The following is a 15,814-nucleotide window of genomic DNA, read 5'->3' on the forward strand; positions in this document are numbered from 1 at the left end:
GTGTTTGTGAACTCAAACCGCCTGCTTGCTAAATTTAAGCAATATCAATTGGAGTTATTGCAATGGCTTATAAGCTAAAAACACACCGTGGCGCCGCTAAGCGCTTCAAGAAAACTGCTTCTGGTGGTTTCAAGCGTAAACAAGCGCACCTTCGTCACATTCTGACCAAGAAAACCTCTAAGCGTAAGCTTCACCTACGTCCTAAGCTAATGGTTCACAAGAACGATCACGGCTTAGTTTCTCGTATGTTACCATTCGCTTAATAGGGGTATAGAATAATGGCAAGAGTAAAACGCGGTACTATCGCGCGCGCACGTCACAAGAAAGTTTTAAAGCAAGCTAAAGGTTACTACGGTGCACGTTCACGTGTTTACCGCGTAGCTTTCCAAGCGGTTACTAAAGCGGGTCAATACGCTTACCGTGACCGTCGTGCGAAGAAACGTACTTTCCGTCAACTATGGATTGCACGTATCAACGCAGCAGCTCGTCAAAATGGTTTGTCTTACAGCCGTTTCATCAACGGTCTTAAGAAGACTTCTGTAGAAATCGATCGTAAGATCCTTGCAGATATCGCTGTTTATGACCAAACTGCATTCGCAGCATTAGTAGCTAAAGCGAAAGAAGGTCTTTCAGCTTAATCTACCTGTGTTAGCAGAAGAAAGGAGCCTTTTGGCTCCTTTTTTAATGCCTGAAAATCACGTCTATAGCCGTTAGCGCGACTTGGTAAGCACCCAGTCAAGCCAGCTGCTTGGTAAAATACGTTTAAGGAAACCGAATAGATAGGTGGGCGTGGTAACATAGTAACGAGCCTGCGGGCGCTGCGATTCTAACGCATGCACCAAGCGTTTATAAACCGCTTCAGGTCCAAGGGTAAAAGGCTGAGGGCCACTGGTGGATTCCAACCGCCGCTGCTGCGCTAAATAATTATCTCGGTGCGCACTTTTTTCGATATCAATGCCTGAGGTTAAAAATGCGTGCAGTGCATTATCACGAAAACGCGAACTGATCGGCCCAGGCTCAATCAAAGAAATATATACACCGGAGCCTTGTAGCTCTAAGCGCAGGGTATCTGTTAATCCCTCCAATGCAAATTTACTGGCATTATAAGCGCCGCGATAGGGCAAGGTGACTAATCCCAACACCGATGAATTTTGAATGATACGGCCATGACCTTGTTGGCGCATCTTTTTACATACTAATTGGGTAAGGTGATGCCAGCCGAAAACATTGGTTTCAAATTGCCGGCGCAGCGCTGCCACGGGTAAATCTTCCACAGCGCCAGGTTGGCCATAAGCGCCATTATTGAACAAGGCATCTAGTTTACCGCCGCTAAAAGCCAGGGCATCGGCTAGCCCTTGTTCAATAGAGTCAGTATCGGTGTAATCAAGCTGCACACAGGTGATGCCTTGCTCGTTGAGAGCGCGTACGTCGTCTACATTGCGACAACTAGCGATCACTTGGTAACCGCGCTTTTGCAATTGTTTAGCGCAGTAATAGCCTATGCCGCTAGAGCAGCCGGTGATAAGAATGGTTTTCATAATTTGCACTCAGTGCCAACGTCATAGCGAAAAACTATCATTTCGTCGCAATCCTGGCCACCTTTAAAGCCCCCTTGTTATACTCAAATACAGCAAAACAACAACAAAAAGAGCGTATTATGTTTACCAGCTTGTTATTAGCCACGGCCCTAGCCGCTGATGCCCACTTGCCCAAACTGATCCCTTGGCAAGGCCAAAGCGAAGCGTTGATGCAGCAACAAGGCGTGTTAACCACGGCGTTTGAACACTCTGGGGGAATGATCTCTCCCGACTATCAAGCGACGATGGCCTATTTAAAGCGTTTACAACAGGCTAACCCGACGCAGTTCAGCCTAGTTAAAATAGGGCAAAGTGATGCTGGCCGTGATATCAATATGCTGGTTGCCAGCGAGCAAGGAAAGAATAGCGCGGCGCACATTGCTAATAGCGACAAACCCACGTTATTGATTCAAGCGGGTATTCACAGTGGTGAAATTGACGGTAAAGACGCAGGCTTTATGTTGTTGCGAGACATTGCCACCGGTAAACGATTGGATATCTTGAAAAGCGTTAACCTACTGTTTATACCGATTTTAAACGTCGACGGTCACGAGCGTGCCAGTGCCTATAATCGCATCAACCAGCGCGGTCCTGCTGTTATGGGTTTTCGAACCAATGGTCAAAACCTCAATTTAAACCGTGACTTCACTAAGCTTGATACCCCTGGTGTGCGCGCATTAGCTAAGGTTGTTAATCAGTATCAACCCAGTTTGTACCTCGATATTCATGTTACCGATGGCGCAGATTACCAATACGATATTACCTATGGTTATGCGCCAACGTTCGCCAGCGCCACACCAAAAGTGACAGCTGCGATGGATCAATGGATAGCGCCTGTCATTGACCAGAAACTTGAAGAAATGGGGCATATTCCAGGGCCTTTAGTGTTCGTCATGGATAAAATGGATTTTGCGAAAGGTCTCGCTGGGTGGGTCGCTGGACCTCGCTATTCAAATGGTTGGGGCGAGTTACGCCATTTACCCACCATTTTGGTAGAAAACCATTCGCTTAAGCCTTATAAACAACGGGTATTGGGTACTTATGTGCTCATTGACGGCGCTATCACGGCCTTGACCCGCCATGGCGATGATATCAGCGCCGCCGTGGCACAGTCTAAAGCGCAGCAGCAAGAACGCCTCGTTGTTGAACGCAGCTATGCCAAAGAGCCTGATACCATTGCCTTTAAGGGGATTGCCTATGATTACTATGAAAGCACAGCAACGGGTGCTAAAGAAGTACGTTATTTAGGCAAACCTAAGCATTATGATGCGTTACCCATATTCTGGCAAAAGGAGGTAAAAACCGAGGTTGATGTGCCCAAGGCTTTCTATATTCCACGCCAGTATACTGATGTGATCGCGACCTTAAAAATGCAGGGGGTTGAAATAGAGGCTGTTACAGCAGACACCGAGTTGCCATTGGCACAAGCACGTATTGTTAATCATCAATTTGCTCAAGCACCATTTGAGGGACGCTTTCGCGTTAGTGCAGAGTTTGATTACAGCACGGCGAAAACGCCAGTAAATCAACAGTGGCTGAAGGTAAGCACGAAACAACCCTTAGGGCTTTTGGCTACACATATGCTGCACCCAGAGGCGCCAGACTCATTGTTCCAGTGGGGCTTCTTCCACAGTATTTTTCAGCGCACTGAGTATGTTGAGAACTATGCACTTGCTCCATATGCCCAGCAAATGCTTGAATCAAACCCGGATATCGCCGAGCGTTACCACGCCAAGCTTGAAGATGAAGACTTTGCAAACGACAGTGATGCTCGCAGAACTTGGCTTTATGCGCAAACACCGTATTATGATCAGCATTATTTGCACTACCCAATATTAATGCAGTTTTAAACTTATGAAAATTACCACCATTCCTGTTACTCCCTTTATGCAAAATTGCCGCATATTGCAATGCGCACAAAGTGGTCAGGCCGCTATTATCGACCCCGGTGGCGATAGTGATAAAATCATCCGTGCGTTAACACAGCGCGGCATTGAGCCCAGTGTAGTTTGGCTAACTCATGGCCATTTAGATCATGTTGGTGCAGCGGATACATTGCGCAAACATTACCAAATCGACATTGTTGGCCCGCAACGAGATGAGCAATTTTGGTTTGATGCCTTGGCGCAGCAGGCTCAGATGTTTGGCTTTGCGCCGCAAGTGCCTTTTTTGCCCGACACCTGGCTCGAGCATGGGCAAACCATAAGTTTAGGTGAGCAGCAATTTGAAGTACGCCATTGCCCAGGACATACGCCAGGGCACGTGATTTTTGTTTGTCATAGTCATAAACTTGCCATAGTTGGCGATGTGATTTTTAAAGGTTCAATAGGGCGGACGGACTTTCCTAAAGGCGATGGCCCAACATTAATCGCTTCTATCAAACGAGAGGTGCTTAGCCTAGATGATGACTATCGATTGCTTAGCGGTCATGGTGAAGAGACCTCGGTAGGACAAGAGCGTCATAAAAACCCGTTTATTAGCGGAAAATTCGGTTAAAAAGTACAGACGAAAACCCTTGCGTTATGTATAATTTTACCTAATTCACAATTAAAAAAGAAAAATCAATGTCATTAAACCAAGTTGACCGTCAGATCTTGGCATTGCTGCAACAGGATGCCAGTTTATCGACCGCCGAAATAGCCGATCAAGTCGGCCTTTCCCAATCACCATGTTGGCGCCGTATTGCACGTCTTGAGCAGGAGGGCTATATCAAAGGCAAAGTGGCCTTGCTAGATGAGAAGCAGCTAGGCTTCGATATGCTTGTATACGCCCATGTACGTTTGTCTAACCACGGCCGAGACCAGCTCGCAGATTTTGAAAAGCTGATAATGAGCTATGATGAAGTCACTGAATGCTACACTATGGCGGGTACCATGGACTTTATGTTGCGTATTATCTCCAAGGGTATTGAAGGCTATGAGCAGTTCGTTCGAGACCACTTATTAAGCCTTCCCTATGTGCAAGAAGTACATTCGAATGTGACTATGACCTGTGTTAAGCGCTCCACCGCACTGCCACTGTAAAAGTGGCAGTAAGCCTGCCTTCAGCTTTTTACTCAATTGTTAATTTCTCGGTATTTTGCTAGACTCTGCGGCCTTTTCGAAGAGCTCTGCCTAACGTACACGAGGAATGAATGTTTAACTTATTAAGCAAAGCCCCAAGCTCTGCTAAAAACGATATATTGTCTGGATTGACGGTGGCCCTAGCGCTGGTCCCCGAAGCCGTTGCCTTTGCTTTTGTAGCCCAAGTAGACCCTCTGGTTGGTTTATACGCTGCCTTTATTGTTGGCCTAATAACTTCTTTATTAGGTGGTCGCCCGGGCATGATATCTGGCGCCACCGGTGCCCTTGCTGTTGTCATGACCTCCCTCGTCGTGACCCATGGGGTAGAGTACCTGTTTGCCACGGTGGTGTTGATGGGCATACTGCAAATTCTCGCTGGGGTATTTAAACTTGGTAAGTTCATTCGTATGGTGCCGCACCCTGTGATGTTGGGGTTTGTAAACGGCTTGGCCATTGTTATCTTTCTCGCTCAACTTGGCCAATTTAAAGTACTTGGCGACGATGGCCAAATGCAGTGGATGCAAGGTGAAATGATGGCAACCATGCTGGGCCTGGTTGCTTTGACCATGGCTATCATTCACTTTTTACCTAAACTAACCACTGCTATTCCTTCAAGTTTGGCAGCGATTGTCGTGGTGACGGGTTTAGTTTTAGGGTTAGATTTAGAAGCCCGCACGGTTATCGACTTTGTTAAAGATATGACCGGTGATGCCAGCGCCACAATCGCCGGTGGTTTGCCTGAATTCCATATTCCTCAAGTGCCGCTCAACTGGGAAACATTCCAAATCATCCTGCCATACGCCGTGATTCTTGCCGCCATTGGTCTAATCGAATCGTTACTGACGCTTACGCTAATTGACGAAATCACAGACACCCGTGGTCAAAGTAATAAAGAATGCATGGGCCAGGGCGCAGCTAACTTAACTTGTGGTTTCTTTGGCGCGATGGGTGGCTGTGCCATGATTGGCCAATCAATGATTAATATCAACTCAGGTGGCCGCAGTCGTTTATCGGGTGTGACAGCTGCTCTGATGCTTCTGGCCTTCATTTTGTTTGCCGCAAGCTATATTGAGATGGTGCCTCTGGCGGCACTGGTTGGCGTTATGTTTATGGTGGTTATAGGCACTTTTGAATGGTCAAGTTTCCGCATTATGCGCAAAGTACCTAAATCTGACGCCTTCGTTATCTTTTTGGTCAGTGCCGTAACTGTGGCCACAGACTTAGCCATTGCGGTCTGCGTGGGAATTATTGTCTCTGCGCTAGTGTTTGCTTGGCAGCATGCCAAACATATTTACACCGAAAGCTACATTGATGAAGAAGGGTCAAAAGTATATGAGTTACATGGACCTTTGTTCTTTGGCTCAGTGAAAAACTTTATTGAGTTATTTGATGTTAAGAATGACCCTAAAGATGTCATTGTAGAGTTCAAGCATAGCCGAGTTGCCGATCACAGTGCCATTGAAGCTATAGATAACCTCGCTGAGAAATACACCAAGCAAGGTAAAACCTTACACCTACGTCATGTTAGCCCTGACTGTAAGCAACTACTGCATAAAGCGCGCGATTTAGTCGAGATCAATGTTATCGAAGACCCCAAATACCGCGTTGCTTCCGATAAACTCGGATAACATTTAATAACAGGCCAGCGTCTTGCTGGCCTTTTTTATTCAGGCACAATTAACGTTTTCACCCTAAACTGGATAGCATTATTTGCTAATGGGTAAAAACATGAAAAAGCTTATTTCTCTAATACTTACATCAGGCATCGCATTCGGCGCTCATGCCGCCAGTATCCCTGATGAACCTCACGTTCAAGTTACTGGTGTAGGGGAAGTGTGGGCCACTCCCGACAAGGTCACGTTGAATGTCAGTGTCAATGAACACAGCAAGGATGTTGTTGCGGCAAAGAAAGCGGCCGATGACAAACTTGCGGCCATGATCCTGGCGTTAAAAGAGCAGGGAGTTGCCAGCAAAGATATTCACGCTAGCCAACTGAATGTGCGCAGCAAAACGCGTTATAACCGCGATACTCAAACCAACGAATTTGACGGTTATGAAGTCAGTCGTAACCTCAGCATTATTTTGCGCAATATTGATAGCTATGCGCAAACTCTGCAAGGCCTTATTCAGCAAGGGGCTAATCAAGTAGGGCAGTCGCAATTTGGTTTAACCAATCATGATGAGCTTTTTAGCCAAGCGCAGCAAAAAGCATTCAAAGATGCAAATGCCAAAGCTAGTACCTACGCAGAAGGTTTCAACGCCCGCATTGAAAAGGTCTATAGTATCAGTGCCCAACAAGATTACGCGCGTCCAATGCTCCAGGTCGAGGCCATGATGGTACGAGCTGATAGCGCCGGTAGCGCGAAAGTGGAAGATGCTTATAACATCGGTGAAATCAAAGTCACTGCGAAGGTGAACGCAGTGTTTTTGCTCGAGGACTAAGGGTATAGAAATTATCATGATGTAGTCATGATATCGAAACGACCTCTCCAACTGCCGGCGGCTAAACGCATTTTGTTTACCGTCGGCACTTTTCTTTTTACTCCAAGCCCTGTAAGTTCTTACTCAAATTATGATTTGTTAAGGGGTTAGGGTGATAGTTTCAATTTACGCTGCAATTTTAGCGCTGGTTTACGTGCAGTTGAGTATGTATGTTGTTAAAGCACGGCGCAAAGCTCAAAAATCCATAGGTACAGGCGAAGATGAAGGCTTAATACGCGCTATTCGCGCACACGGAAACTTCATTGAGTATGTGCCATTTGCACTGATTCTACTTTTTCTCAATGAGTATCAAGGCTTAGCGAGTCATTATTGCCACCTATTTGGTGCCGCCTTAGTATTAGGGAGGTTACTGCACGCAAGCAATATCGCCCAAAGCAATGAGCAGCTTAAGATTCGCGTGGTGAGCATGGTGCTGACATTCTCTGTCATCGTTTTATTGGCGATTAGCTTACTGCTCGATGCGACGTTAGGGCTCTATTTATAAAGCCCTGATTATTTTGTTATTTTAACCTAACGAAAATGGCTATTTCTTTTTCTCAAAATCACCATGGGTAGGGATCGGGTTGCATTTTTTTTGCAGCTCGGTTTTACCCACATTCTCTGGCTTGTCTGAGCTATAAAAGGTCATACGATAACTTTGCTCAACCTCACCAGAGCAGTTTGCTTGCTCTAGCATAGCTTGTTCAAATGATTGCTGTTGTTCAGGGGATGCGCAGCCTGCCAGTGCTGCTGTTAAGATGATGATTGCGTACTTCATTGACTTCTCCTTAATGCCCACACTGTTAAAATTTTGAGTATACGTGCGGTAACTCAGGTAATTTTTATATTCAAAGCGCTCGTTTGCAACGCAAAAAGTGTAACTATTTAAAACAAGCGCCGACAAAGGCTGAGGAACTGTAGCCAAACCTTTTCTGTAATGATTGTTAGCGGATTGATTCAACGAGTAATTTATAGATTTTCTTGGTAATTATTTGTAATATCGCAGCTTTATTTGCTAACAAGGACGAGCACATGTATCGCGGTAAACTAGTCAATTGGAATGACGATAAAGGGTTCGGTTTCATCAGCGCAGCAGAGCTTTCATCAAATACCTTTATTCACATTTCAACGCTTAAGCACATGAGTCGACCTCCAAAACAAGGTGACTATATTCACTTTGAAGTTGAAAGGCATGAAGGGAAAACGCGCGCGACAAATGCTCGTATAGAGGGAGTTGCCGCGAAGAAATTCAAAACCTCAAAAAGCACCAACAAGCCCGGTGCGAATAAGCTAGTGCCTGTATTAGTGGTTGGGGTTATGTCGGTTCTATTATTTAACTATTTAGATTTTACCGAACAAGTCGGCAGTCCAAGGGCTATTCAACAAATCCCAGACACCGCAATAGACACCACGCCACGACAAACATTTAAGTGTGATGGGCGCCAGTACTGTAGCCAAATGAGATCACGAGAAGAAGCTGTATTTTTCATTCGAAATTGTCCGAATACAAAAATGGACGGTGATAACGATGGCAACCCTTGTGAGAGTGACTCAAGGTTTTAAAAGGTAAATGTCTAGCTATAAGCCTCTAACGATGAACCGTAATGAACGCTTTGCTCTGTACGAGAGTGAGATTGATGGGTTCAAAACGGAAGAGGCTTGTTTGTGTCATACATTGATGTTGGTTAAATAGGTTTAAATGCTATTTAACATAATCTAATTTATAGGAGGTTGCTATAATAACCAGATAACTATCATAGAAACCGATACTAAAAGTCCAATACTAGACGGTATCGGACATTTAGTGTCATTACGGCTTTTAGTATGTTGTGACAAGTGTTGTTCATTTACCAATTTATACAATTTCCTAGTTAGTTACTGCGCTTTAGTCTATGGTTGTATTGAGCAATATGCGCTTATCGCATAGTATTAGTAACCAAACCACGAATAAAAAGACGTATTATGGAGTTTGTTCGCCCTTTGGAGCCGATTCTGATCATTGATGATGATCAGTCCATGCGAAGTTCTTTGACCACCATCCTCACCGAGCTGGGTTACGACCAAGTCGCGGTTGCTACAGATGTCGCAGAGGCCAAACCGCTGTTATCTCAACTGGAGCCAGAGGTGATATTTGTGGATATAGCGCTCCCAGACACTGATGGTTGCGACGTCGTCAGTTACCTAAAAGATTTACACCCCCACAGTCGAATTATCCTTTGCGCTGATCATAACTCCCAGGAAAACGTAGAACATAGCTGGGAATTCGGTGCGCAAGAATACATTAGCAAACCATTCAACGCGAATAAGGTTGATATGGTTATGAAGCGTTTAGAACTAAATTAATAAGCCCCCTTATGCAAGAACAATTAAAACAGCTGACCTTAGGCCTAGCTGATGTTATTTATGGCAAAGAACAGCAAATAAAGTTAGCTCTGTGTGCAATGTTAGCGCGCGGCCATTTATTATTAGAAGATCTTCCAGGTATGGGTAAAACAACCCTGTCGCATGGTTTGGCACAAGCCCTGGGGATGAGTTATCAACGTATTCAATTTACCAGTGACTTGTTGCCAGCAGATATTCTGGGTGCGAGCATTTTTAACACTCAAGAGCAGCGCTTTTCGTTTCATAAAGGTCCGGTATTTAGCCAAGTGGTACTCGCCGACGAAATAAACCGCGCGGGCCCTAAAACACAGAGTGCGTTGCTTGAGGCCATGGAAGAAGGTTGTGTCAGTATCGACTCTGAACGATATACGCTCCCTACTCCATTTTTTGTGGTTGCAACGCAGAACCCACAGCATCAATCCGGCACCTTTCCATTGCCAGAGTCACAGCTAGACCGGTTCTTTATGCGCTTAAGCTTAGGATTCCCCCCAGCCGATGCGGAAAAACAACTCATTCGTGGCCATATTCCTCAGCGTGATAAAGCGATTGATGCCATTATCAGTGCCGAGCAGTTACAAGCCATGCAGGCCAATGTTGATAAGGTCACTATAGCCAATACCGTGGTTGATTATATCTTGTCACTCGTGACTCACACCCGTCATGATAAAGATATTAGTCATCCTTTATCTCCTCGTGCCAGCATCGCGCTCGCCCAAGGTGCACGGGCTTGGGCATTTATGGAAGGCCGTGACTTTGTTATGCCAGAAGATGTGCAAGCTGTGTTCGCTAGTATTTGTGAGCATCGTATTAATCCGCATGACGTTTACAGTCAAGGCTCTGTATGCAGTGATATTCTCGCTCGCGTCAAGGTTCCGCTTTAGTATGCTCGCAACAATGCAACAGGGATGGTCGTCCATACGAACGCGAATAGAATCCCTACTGCTGCGTGATAAACACAAAAAAAAGCACCTGACACTGGGTCACAGTACGTTATATGTGCTGCCATCTAAGCTGGGCTTGGGCTTTTTACTTATTGCCGTGTTGAACTTTATCTTGGCCGCCAATTATCAGAATAACCTAGTGCAAGTTGTCTCTTATTTGATGTTGGTGTTGGTATTGATGTCGTTAATTCAGGCCTATACCAACTTAAAGGGCCTCGAGGTCAAATTTAATAATATTAGTGATGTTTTCGCGAACCAAACACCTGTATTGAACATTACTGTAAGCAATAACTTGCGTACCAGCTATGGCGTTAAACTAACGTGGCAAGGTCAGTGTAAGGAAGTGGAACGCGTTAGCCAAGATGCCCAGGTCGTGCTTGTAAGTGGCCGTAAATGTTCCCGTGGTAAGTATCCAGCAACACGACTCCAGATTTCAACGGGGTTCCCATTTGGCCTCGCTAAAGTATGGAGCTATCTAGAGCCACATGCCCATTACTTTGTTTATCCATCTGCACAAGCGCACAATACTGCACTGACCTATGAGGCCAGTGAAAACCAAGGTGAAGTGAACGCGCTTAAGCCACAGTCAGGAAATGAAGAGTTTTATGCCTTGAATGAATATAAACAAGGTGCTGACTACCGCCGCATTTCTTGGAAACACTTTGCTAAGCGTGAGCAGTTGTTAGTGAAAGAGTTTGTATCTTATCAGGATGCGCAATATATGCTCGACTACGCATCACTACAAGGCAGTGTAGAGCAACGCCTGAGTGCGATGGCCTATTCCATTGAGCAGGCGAAAAGCACCCAAACAAAGCTTGCGCTGCGTATTGGCAGTACTCAGTTTGATGCTGATAACAGCCCCTCCCATTATACTAATGCATTTCGTGCACTGGCTTTATTTAAAAATGGAGAGAAGTGATGCTGTCTTTTGTTAGCACGGTGCTCAGTGTCATCTACATCGGTATTTTCACGTTAATAGGCGCGGAACTCCCCTCCTTAATGCTGAGCCTGTTATTGTTACTGTGTCTTTGGAATTTGTTACTGGCAAACAAGTCATTGACTCGCCCAGGTGCACTGGCTACTAACTTATTGGCAGCGGCTTGTTTAGGTGTGCTGTTTGTGTCGGTCAGCTATGATGAAAGTGTCCTACTGTTCGTGTCAATGCTGTTACAGGCAGCAATATTAAAGCTCTTACAAGCGAAAACGTCCAAGCAGCTATCGACTGTCATTGTGCTTACCTTCTTTTCATTATCGACTGTGTTCCTTTATCAACAGTCTTTATATAGCTCAATATTAGTGGCCATATTTTACGTTTGTTTGTTGGCATCTTTAGCCGCCTTACATGGTGCTCGCACGCCCAAACGAGCCTACTTTCAAGCACTTGGCTCGTTCGCCATGGCAATCCCCATCGCTGCGTTATTGTTGTTATTTATTCCCAAAGTGCCTGCATTTTGGAAACTTCCTGGCGCTGGCGGTGCTAAAACAGGCCTTAATGAGCGTATAGACCCGTTCAATATTGCCAATCTGGCGAAGTCCGATGACTTGGTGTTTCGTGCTGAGTTTCCAGGGCAACTTCCTGCGCCCCCCTATTATTGGCGAGCGCTTAATCATGAAGAATTCGACGGCAAAGCATGGATAAAAGCGCAGCGCCCTCCTCGCCCTCGTACAGATATAGACTGGCAGAGCTATAGCGCTCAGGCCACTCTGTACTTAGAAAGCTCCGCAAACCGCTGGCTATATGCATTGCAAGACAGTGTTAGCCCGAGTCAAAAAGTAGAGAATTTACGAGGCGGTTTACTTAAGCGCAAAGAGTCAGCAGCATCGAGCTTTCAATACCCATTGCTTTACCGACCGGTGCAAGCAAGTGTCCTGACTAATTACCAATCACGTCTTAACCGCCTACTGCCAACGGATGGGAATCCGCAGGCAAGAGCTTTAGCCCGGCAGTTGAGTCAAAGTACAAACACGGCAAACCAGTTTGCTAGCCGGCTGATGGGCTTTTATGAACAACAAGGCTTTAGCTATACGTTGACTCCAACGCCGATCACCGATGACAATTCCCTTGACGTATTTCTCACCCAAACTAAGCGTGGCTTTTGTGGCCATTATGCTAGTACAAGTGCATTTATAATGCGTGCTGCTGGGATCCCTGCACGTGTGGTATCAGGGTATTTGGGCGGAGAGCAAAGTGAACAGGGTAATTACCTGCGTGTATATCAGTATGATGCCCACGCCTGGGTTGAGTATTATGATGGCAATCAATGGCAGCGTTTTGATGCAACCAGTGTGGTCGCGCCAGAGCGATTAAATGGCTCGCTCTCTCAGGTTCAAGAATTGCAACAAGAGTTTATGGATAACCTTGATGTCGGCTTATTGCAGTTGAGCCATATAGAGGCATTGAACTGGTTACGATTAACATTGGAAGAGCTCGATTACAGCTGGACAAAGTGGGTGCTTGGTTTTGATCAACAAAAACAAAAAAGCGTGCTTAAAGATTTACTCGGTAACCAAATAGCACAGTACAGCATGGTGTTGGCCCTTTGCGTGGTTGCACTTGTTCTGCTTGGGTTATTGTTATTGGGTAGTCGCAAACAACAGCAGTCAATGAGCTTCAGCGCTAAATGGCTGAATAGGCTGTTTTTATATGCAGATAAACAGGCACTGCTTAGCACGCAAAATAGCACACCCAAGCAAAAGCTGGCACAATTAGCAACACACTGCCCTGGCGCGGCAACGCCACTTGCGCGTATAGAGCAGCTTTATACATTGGCCGCTTATAAGCAACGCCCGCTTACCAAAGCACAGAAAAAAGACCTTGTAAAACAGGTAAAAAAAGCAATAAAAATAATAGGCTAGAATATGAATTCGGTATTAATTGGCGTCATTTTGATGCTTGCACTCACCCTGTTACGAGTGAACGTAATCGTGGCGATGACTGTCGCAGCTGTAACCAGCGGATTAATCGCTGGACTACCTTTAAAAACTACGGTGGAAGCGTTCAATAATGGCCTCTCAGGCGGCGCTGAAATTGCTCTCAGTTATGCTATGCTCGGCGCCTTTGCAGTGGCTATCTCGAAATCTGGCCTCACCACTTTACTCGCTCGTCGACTATTGAAAATGATGGGGCAAGAGCATATTTCTTCGCGGTTTTTATCTTTTGCGGTGCTTTCAGTGATTCTCTTTTGCTCTTTGGCATCACAAAATCTCATTCCTGTTCATATCGCTTTTATTCCTATACTCATTCCACCGCTGTTAGGTATTACGAATGGCTTAAAGTTAGACCGCCGCGCCCTCGCCTGCACACTCACCTTCGGCTTAGCTACGGCTTATATGGTGTTGCCTTATGGCTTTGGGGGCATTTATTTATACAACATTTTGCATTTAAATTTGGTCGAGAATGGCTTATCAATCGACAAAACCAGCGTTCCTCTAGCTATGGTGATCCCGGCATTGGGCATGGTTTTCGGCTTATGTGTTGCGCTTTTTATCAGTTATCGCAAAAGCCGTAGCTATAACAATATATCGCTCGCCACAGAAGAGACTGAGAATGCAATAGCCCACCCATCAAAGGTCTTAGCCATAGGCACTGTGGCAATCGTGCTGTCACTCGCAGCTCAATTTCTGAGTCAATCGATGATTCTCGGTGGCCTTGTTGGGGTGATTGTGTTTACTGTGTTTGGCATTGTTAAATGGCATGAAAATCAAGATGTGTTCTCCAAAGGTGTGGCGATGATGGCGATGATCGGCTTCATTATGATTTCAGCGCAAGGGTTTGCTGAAGTTATGAAAGCCACCGGTCATGTTGATTCACTCGTTGCCAGTGCCGCAGATATGATTCAGGGCAACAAACCATTAGCGGCGGCGCTTATTCTGCTAGTAGGACTACTCATTACCATGGGGATCGGCAGCTCATTTTCTACAGTTCCAATTATTGCAGCACTTTTCGTTCCTTTGTGTTTGCAACTGGGGTTCTCCCCAATGGCCACGGCTGCATTAGTAGGCACGGCGGGCGCCCTGGGTGATGCAGGTTCACCGGCGTCAGATTCAACACTCGGGCCCACTTCAGGATTGAATGTCGACGGCCAACATGACCACATATGGGATACCGTGGTACCAACCTTCTTACATTTTAATATTCCACTGGTTTTGTTTGGGTGGCTAGCGGCCCTTGTGCTATAAAGGGGACAGATTTTAGCCAATTAGTACCCACACAAGGAGGTGAGATGTTCAAGCAACTAACATTACTCAGTGTTATTTGTGCCACGTTAACTGGCTGCGGCGGCAGCGATAACGCAACTTCAACACCGATAGAGCCAACCCCTGAACCTGAGCCAACACCTTCAGGTATTACCTTTACAGATGCGGGACTGTCGGGCGAGCGTATTAATCACCTGGTTCATTTCAACGATGCGATTTATGCCGGGACTGATACCGGCTTATTTAAATCCAGCAATGACACGTTTACTCAGTGGCAGAAAGTAGCCACGACCTCAGCCCCTATCAGTGCCATGTGTGCAAACAGCACCGAGCTTTTCTATGCCACCCGCCCAGCCCAACGCTCGACACTGACGAAAGTGTCGATGAACGAAGAGCTAAGTCATATTGAGCATCGTTTTGCCCCAAGCGAAAGTGAACACATCTACGCACTCTATTGCACTGAATCAGCCTTATACGGGACCGGGAATTTGGTTCTTTCGGCCTCCTATGATGATGGAGTAAGTTGGCAAGCGCTGGCAGGAGAATATGGGTATGCGGCTACCGGAATGACAGCCTCTATGCACAAAAGCGGCAATATGCTGTGGTACGGTGGCCAAGGTGCAATCGAAAACCCAATATTGCGTCGTGTAGATTTAGAGAACCTTGCACAGCAGGAATACCACGACTTGTTTCCTGCCCCGAGCACAATCAAAGCGATTAAGACCACTTCCCAGGGGGAGATTATTATCAGTGGTGAGGGTGGCTTAATGAAAAGTGCCGACCAAGGCGAAACGTGGACACAAATCTATCGAGACGAACAAGTACCCTATCGTTTCTATTTTGATTTTATCTATACAGAAAATACTCACACGCTAATCAGTGCTGGATGGAACAAGAGTCAAAAACGTGCCCCCCAGCCCCTTTATGTCGACGTAAGTGATAATGGTGGCGAGCAATGGCAGCGCTTTCAGTATGATAAAAGTGCTGACTATCATGGCGGCGTATTAAGTCTATTGCTACTGAGCAGCGATGAGCAGTCCGTTTCATTGCTATTGGGGTTAGACATGGGCGGCGTTGTGAAAGCCCAATATTACTACCCCATACACTGACGCTGAGGTATGTAAAAACCATACATTGTATGATGTGTTCACTCATTGGTGAAATAAAGGCCGCA

At 45.8% G+C, this 15,814-nt stretch carries 17 protein-coding genes; 15 read left to right on the forward strand and 2 right to left on the reverse strand.

Annotated features, from left to right (window positions below):
- Window positions 1–62: 62 nt before the first annotated feature.
- Window positions 63–263 carry a 50S ribosomal protein L35 gene (gene rpmI / locus MHM95_RS01200; protein WP_022944197.1) on the forward strand — a complete coding sequence of 67 codons (201 nt, stop codon included), beginning with the start codon at window positions 63–65 and terminating at the stop codon, window positions 261–263.
- Window positions 264–278: 15 nt separating this feature from the next.
- Window positions 279–638 (forward strand): 50S ribosomal protein L20, encoded by a 360-nt coding sequence (gene rplT / locus MHM95_RS01205; protein ID WP_022944198.1) that lies wholly within the window; start codon window positions 279–281, stop codon window positions 636–638.
- Between the two features lie 72 nt (window positions 639–710).
- Here rplT and MHM95_RS01210 read toward each other — a convergent pair whose 3' ends face one another.
- Complete coding sequence (locus MHM95_RS01210; protein WP_045978871.1) at window positions 711–1,538, reverse strand: SDR family oxidoreductase; 828 nt, start codon at window positions 1,536–1,538, stop codon at window positions 711–713.
- Between the two features lie 119 nt (window positions 1,539–1,657).
- Here MHM95_RS01210 and MHM95_RS01215 point away from each other — a divergent pair, with 119 nt between their 5' ends.
- The 6 genes from MHM95_RS01215 to MHM95_RS01240 all read left to right on the forward strand — a co-directional run bounded on the left by MHM95_RS01215 (window position 1,658) and on the right by MHM95_RS01240 (window position 7,625).
- Window positions 1,658–3,427 carry a M14 family metallopeptidase gene (locus MHM95_RS01215; protein ID WP_239383979.1) on the forward strand — a complete coding sequence of 590 codons (1,770 nt, stop codon included), beginning with the start codon at window positions 1,658–1,660 and terminating at the stop codon, window positions 3,425–3,427.
- Window positions 3,428–3,431: 4 nt separating this feature from the next.
- Window positions 3,432–4,073, forward strand: a complete 642-nt coding sequence (locus MHM95_RS01220) for an MBL fold metallo-hydrolase (protein WP_235419031.1) — start codon at window positions 3,432–3,434, stop codon at window positions 4,071–4,073.
- Between the two features lie 68 nt (window positions 4,074–4,141).
- A complete protein-coding gene (locus MHM95_RS01225) occupies window positions 4,142–4,600 on the forward strand; it encodes an Lrp/AsnC family transcriptional regulator (RefSeq protein ID WP_022944202.1) in 459 nt (152 codons plus the stop codon).
- A gap of 110 nt (window positions 4,601–4,710) precedes the next feature.
- Window positions 4,711–6,267, forward strand: coding sequence for a SulP family inorganic anion transporter (locus tag MHM95_RS01230; RefSeq protein ID WP_045978789.1), 1,557 nt, complete (start codon window positions 4,711–4,713; stop codon window positions 6,265–6,267).
- Window positions 6,268–6,367: 100 nt separating this feature from the next.
- Entirely contained in the window at window positions 6,368–7,081 is a 714-nt protein-coding gene (locus MHM95_RS01235) for an SIMPL domain-containing protein (RefSeq protein WP_239383980.1), read from the forward strand.
- A gap of 151 nt (window positions 7,082–7,232) precedes the next feature.
- Window positions 7,233–7,625, forward strand: coding sequence for an MAPEG family protein (locus tag MHM95_RS01240; RefSeq protein WP_022944205.1), 393 nt, complete (start codon window positions 7,233–7,235; stop codon window positions 7,623–7,625).
- A 39-nt stretch (window positions 7,626–7,664) separates the two neighbouring features.
- Here MHM95_RS01240 and MHM95_RS01245 read toward each other — a convergent pair whose 3' ends face one another.
- Window positions 7,665–7,898 carry a hypothetical protein gene (locus tag MHM95_RS01245; RefSeq protein ID WP_022944206.1) on the reverse strand — a complete coding sequence of 78 codons (234 nt, stop codon included), beginning with the start codon at window positions 7,896–7,898 and terminating at the stop codon, window positions 7,665–7,667.
- Window positions 7,899–8,152: 254 nt separating this feature from the next.
- On the opposite strand from MHM95_RS01245, the gene MHM95_RS01250 reads away from it, so the two are divergent.
- The 7 genes from MHM95_RS01250 (at window position 8,153) to MHM95_RS01280 (ending at window position 15,749) form a co-directional block, all read left to right on the forward strand.
- Complete coding sequence (locus tag MHM95_RS01250) at window positions 8,153–8,683, forward strand: cold shock domain-containing protein (protein WP_239383981.1); 531 nt, start codon at window positions 8,153–8,155, stop codon at window positions 8,681–8,683.
- Between the two features lie 399 nt (window positions 8,684–9,082).
- Window positions 9,083–9,463, forward strand: coding sequence for a response regulator (locus MHM95_RS01255; RefSeq protein ID WP_022944208.1), 381 nt, complete (start codon window positions 9,083–9,085; stop codon window positions 9,461–9,463).
- An 11-nt stretch (window positions 9,464–9,474) separates the two neighbouring features.
- On the forward strand, window positions 9,475–10,383 hold the full coding sequence (locus MHM95_RS01260; RefSeq protein WP_045978794.1) for a MoxR family ATPase: 909 nt from the start codon (window positions 9,475–9,477) through the stop codon (window positions 10,381–10,383).
- Between the two features lies 1 nt (window position 10,384).
- On the forward strand, window positions 10,385–11,362 hold the full coding sequence (locus MHM95_RS01265) for a DUF58 domain-containing protein (RefSeq protein ID WP_239383982.1): 978 nt from the start codon (window positions 10,385–10,387) through the stop codon (window positions 11,360–11,362).
- Window positions 11,362–13,299, forward strand: coding sequence for a DUF3488 and transglutaminase-like domain-containing protein (locus MHM95_RS01270; RefSeq protein WP_239383983.1), 1,938 nt, complete (start codon window positions 11,362–11,364; stop codon window positions 13,297–13,299). Before MHM95_RS01265 ends, MHM95_RS01270 begins: the two co-directional genes overlap by 1 nt.
- 3 nt (window positions 13,300–13,302) lie before the next feature.
- Complete coding sequence (locus MHM95_RS01275; protein ID WP_239383984.1) at window positions 13,303–14,622, forward strand: Na+/H+ antiporter family protein; 1,320 nt, start codon at window positions 13,303–13,305, stop codon at window positions 14,620–14,622.
- Between the two features lie 44 nt (window positions 14,623–14,666).
- On the forward strand, window positions 14,667–15,749 hold the full coding sequence (locus tag MHM95_RS01280; protein ID WP_239383985.1) for a hypothetical protein: 1,083 nt from the start codon (window positions 14,667–14,669) through the stop codon (window positions 15,747–15,749).
- Window positions 15,750–15,814: the final 65 nt, after the last annotated feature.

The organism is Pseudoalteromonas sp. CnMc7-15 (genome assembly GCF_022347925.1).
Taxonomy (GTDB): domain Bacteria; phylum Pseudomonadota; class Gammaproteobacteria; order Enterobacterales; family Alteromonadaceae; genus Pseudoalteromonas; species Pseudoalteromonas ruthenica.

Excerpts from the sequence above, each read along its gene's own strand:
- rpmI (WP_022944197.1), top strand. The coding sequence starts at position 63 with ATGGCTTATAAGCTAAAAACACACCGTGGCGCCGCTAAGCGCTTCAAG.
- rplT (WP_022944198.1), top strand. The coding sequence starts at position 279 with ATGGCAAGAGTAAAACGCGGTACTATCGCGCGCGCACGTCACAAGAAA.
- MHM95_RS01210 (WP_045978871.1), bottom strand. The coding sequence starts at position 1,538 with ATGAAAACCATTCTTATCACCGGCTGCTCTAGCGGCATAGGCTATTAC.
- MHM95_RS01215 (WP_239383979.1), top strand. The coding sequence starts at position 1,658 with ATGTTTACCAGCTTGTTATTAGCCACGGCCCTAGCCGCTGATGCCCAC.
- MHM95_RS01220 (WP_235419031.1), top strand. The coding sequence starts at position 3,432 with ATGAAAATTACCACCATTCCTGTTACTCCCTTTATGCAAAATTGCCGC.
- MHM95_RS01225 (WP_022944202.1), top strand. The coding sequence starts at position 4,142 with ATGTCATTAAACCAAGTTGACCGTCAGATCTTGGCATTGCTGCAACAG.
- MHM95_RS01230 (WP_045978789.1), top strand. The coding sequence starts at position 4,711 with ATGTTTAACTTATTAAGCAAAGCCCCAAGCTCTGCTAAAAACGATATA.
- MHM95_RS01235 (WP_239383980.1), top strand. The coding sequence starts at position 6,368 with ATGAAAAAGCTTATTTCTCTAATACTTACATCAGGCATCGCATTCGGC.
- MHM95_RS01245 (WP_022944206.1), bottom strand. The coding sequence starts at position 7,898 with ATGAAGTACGCAATCATCATCTTAACAGCAGCACTGGCAGGCTGCGCA.
- MHM95_RS01250 (WP_239383981.1), top strand. The coding sequence starts at position 8,153 with ATGTATCGCGGTAAACTAGTCAATTGGAATGACGATAAAGGGTTCGGT.
- MHM95_RS01255 (WP_022944208.1), top strand. The coding sequence starts at position 9,083 with ATGGAGTTTGTTCGCCCTTTGGAGCCGATTCTGATCATTGATGATGAT.
- MHM95_RS01260 (WP_045978794.1), top strand. The coding sequence starts at position 9,475 with ATGCAAGAACAATTAAAACAGCTGACCTTAGGCCTAGCTGATGTTATT.
- MHM95_RS01265 (WP_239383982.1), top strand. The coding sequence starts at position 10,385 with ATGCTCGCAACAATGCAACAGGGATGGTCGTCCATACGAACGCGAATA.
- MHM95_RS01270 (WP_239383983.1), top strand. The coding sequence starts at position 11,362 with ATGCTGTCTTTTGTTAGCACGGTGCTCAGTGTCATCTACATCGGTATT.
- MHM95_RS01275 (WP_239383984.1), top strand. The coding sequence starts at position 13,303 with ATGAATTCGGTATTAATTGGCGTCATTTTGATGCTTGCACTCACCCTG.
- MHM95_RS01280 (WP_239383985.1), top strand. The coding sequence starts at position 14,667 with ATGTTCAAGCAACTAACATTACTCAGTGTTATTTGTGCCACGTTAACT.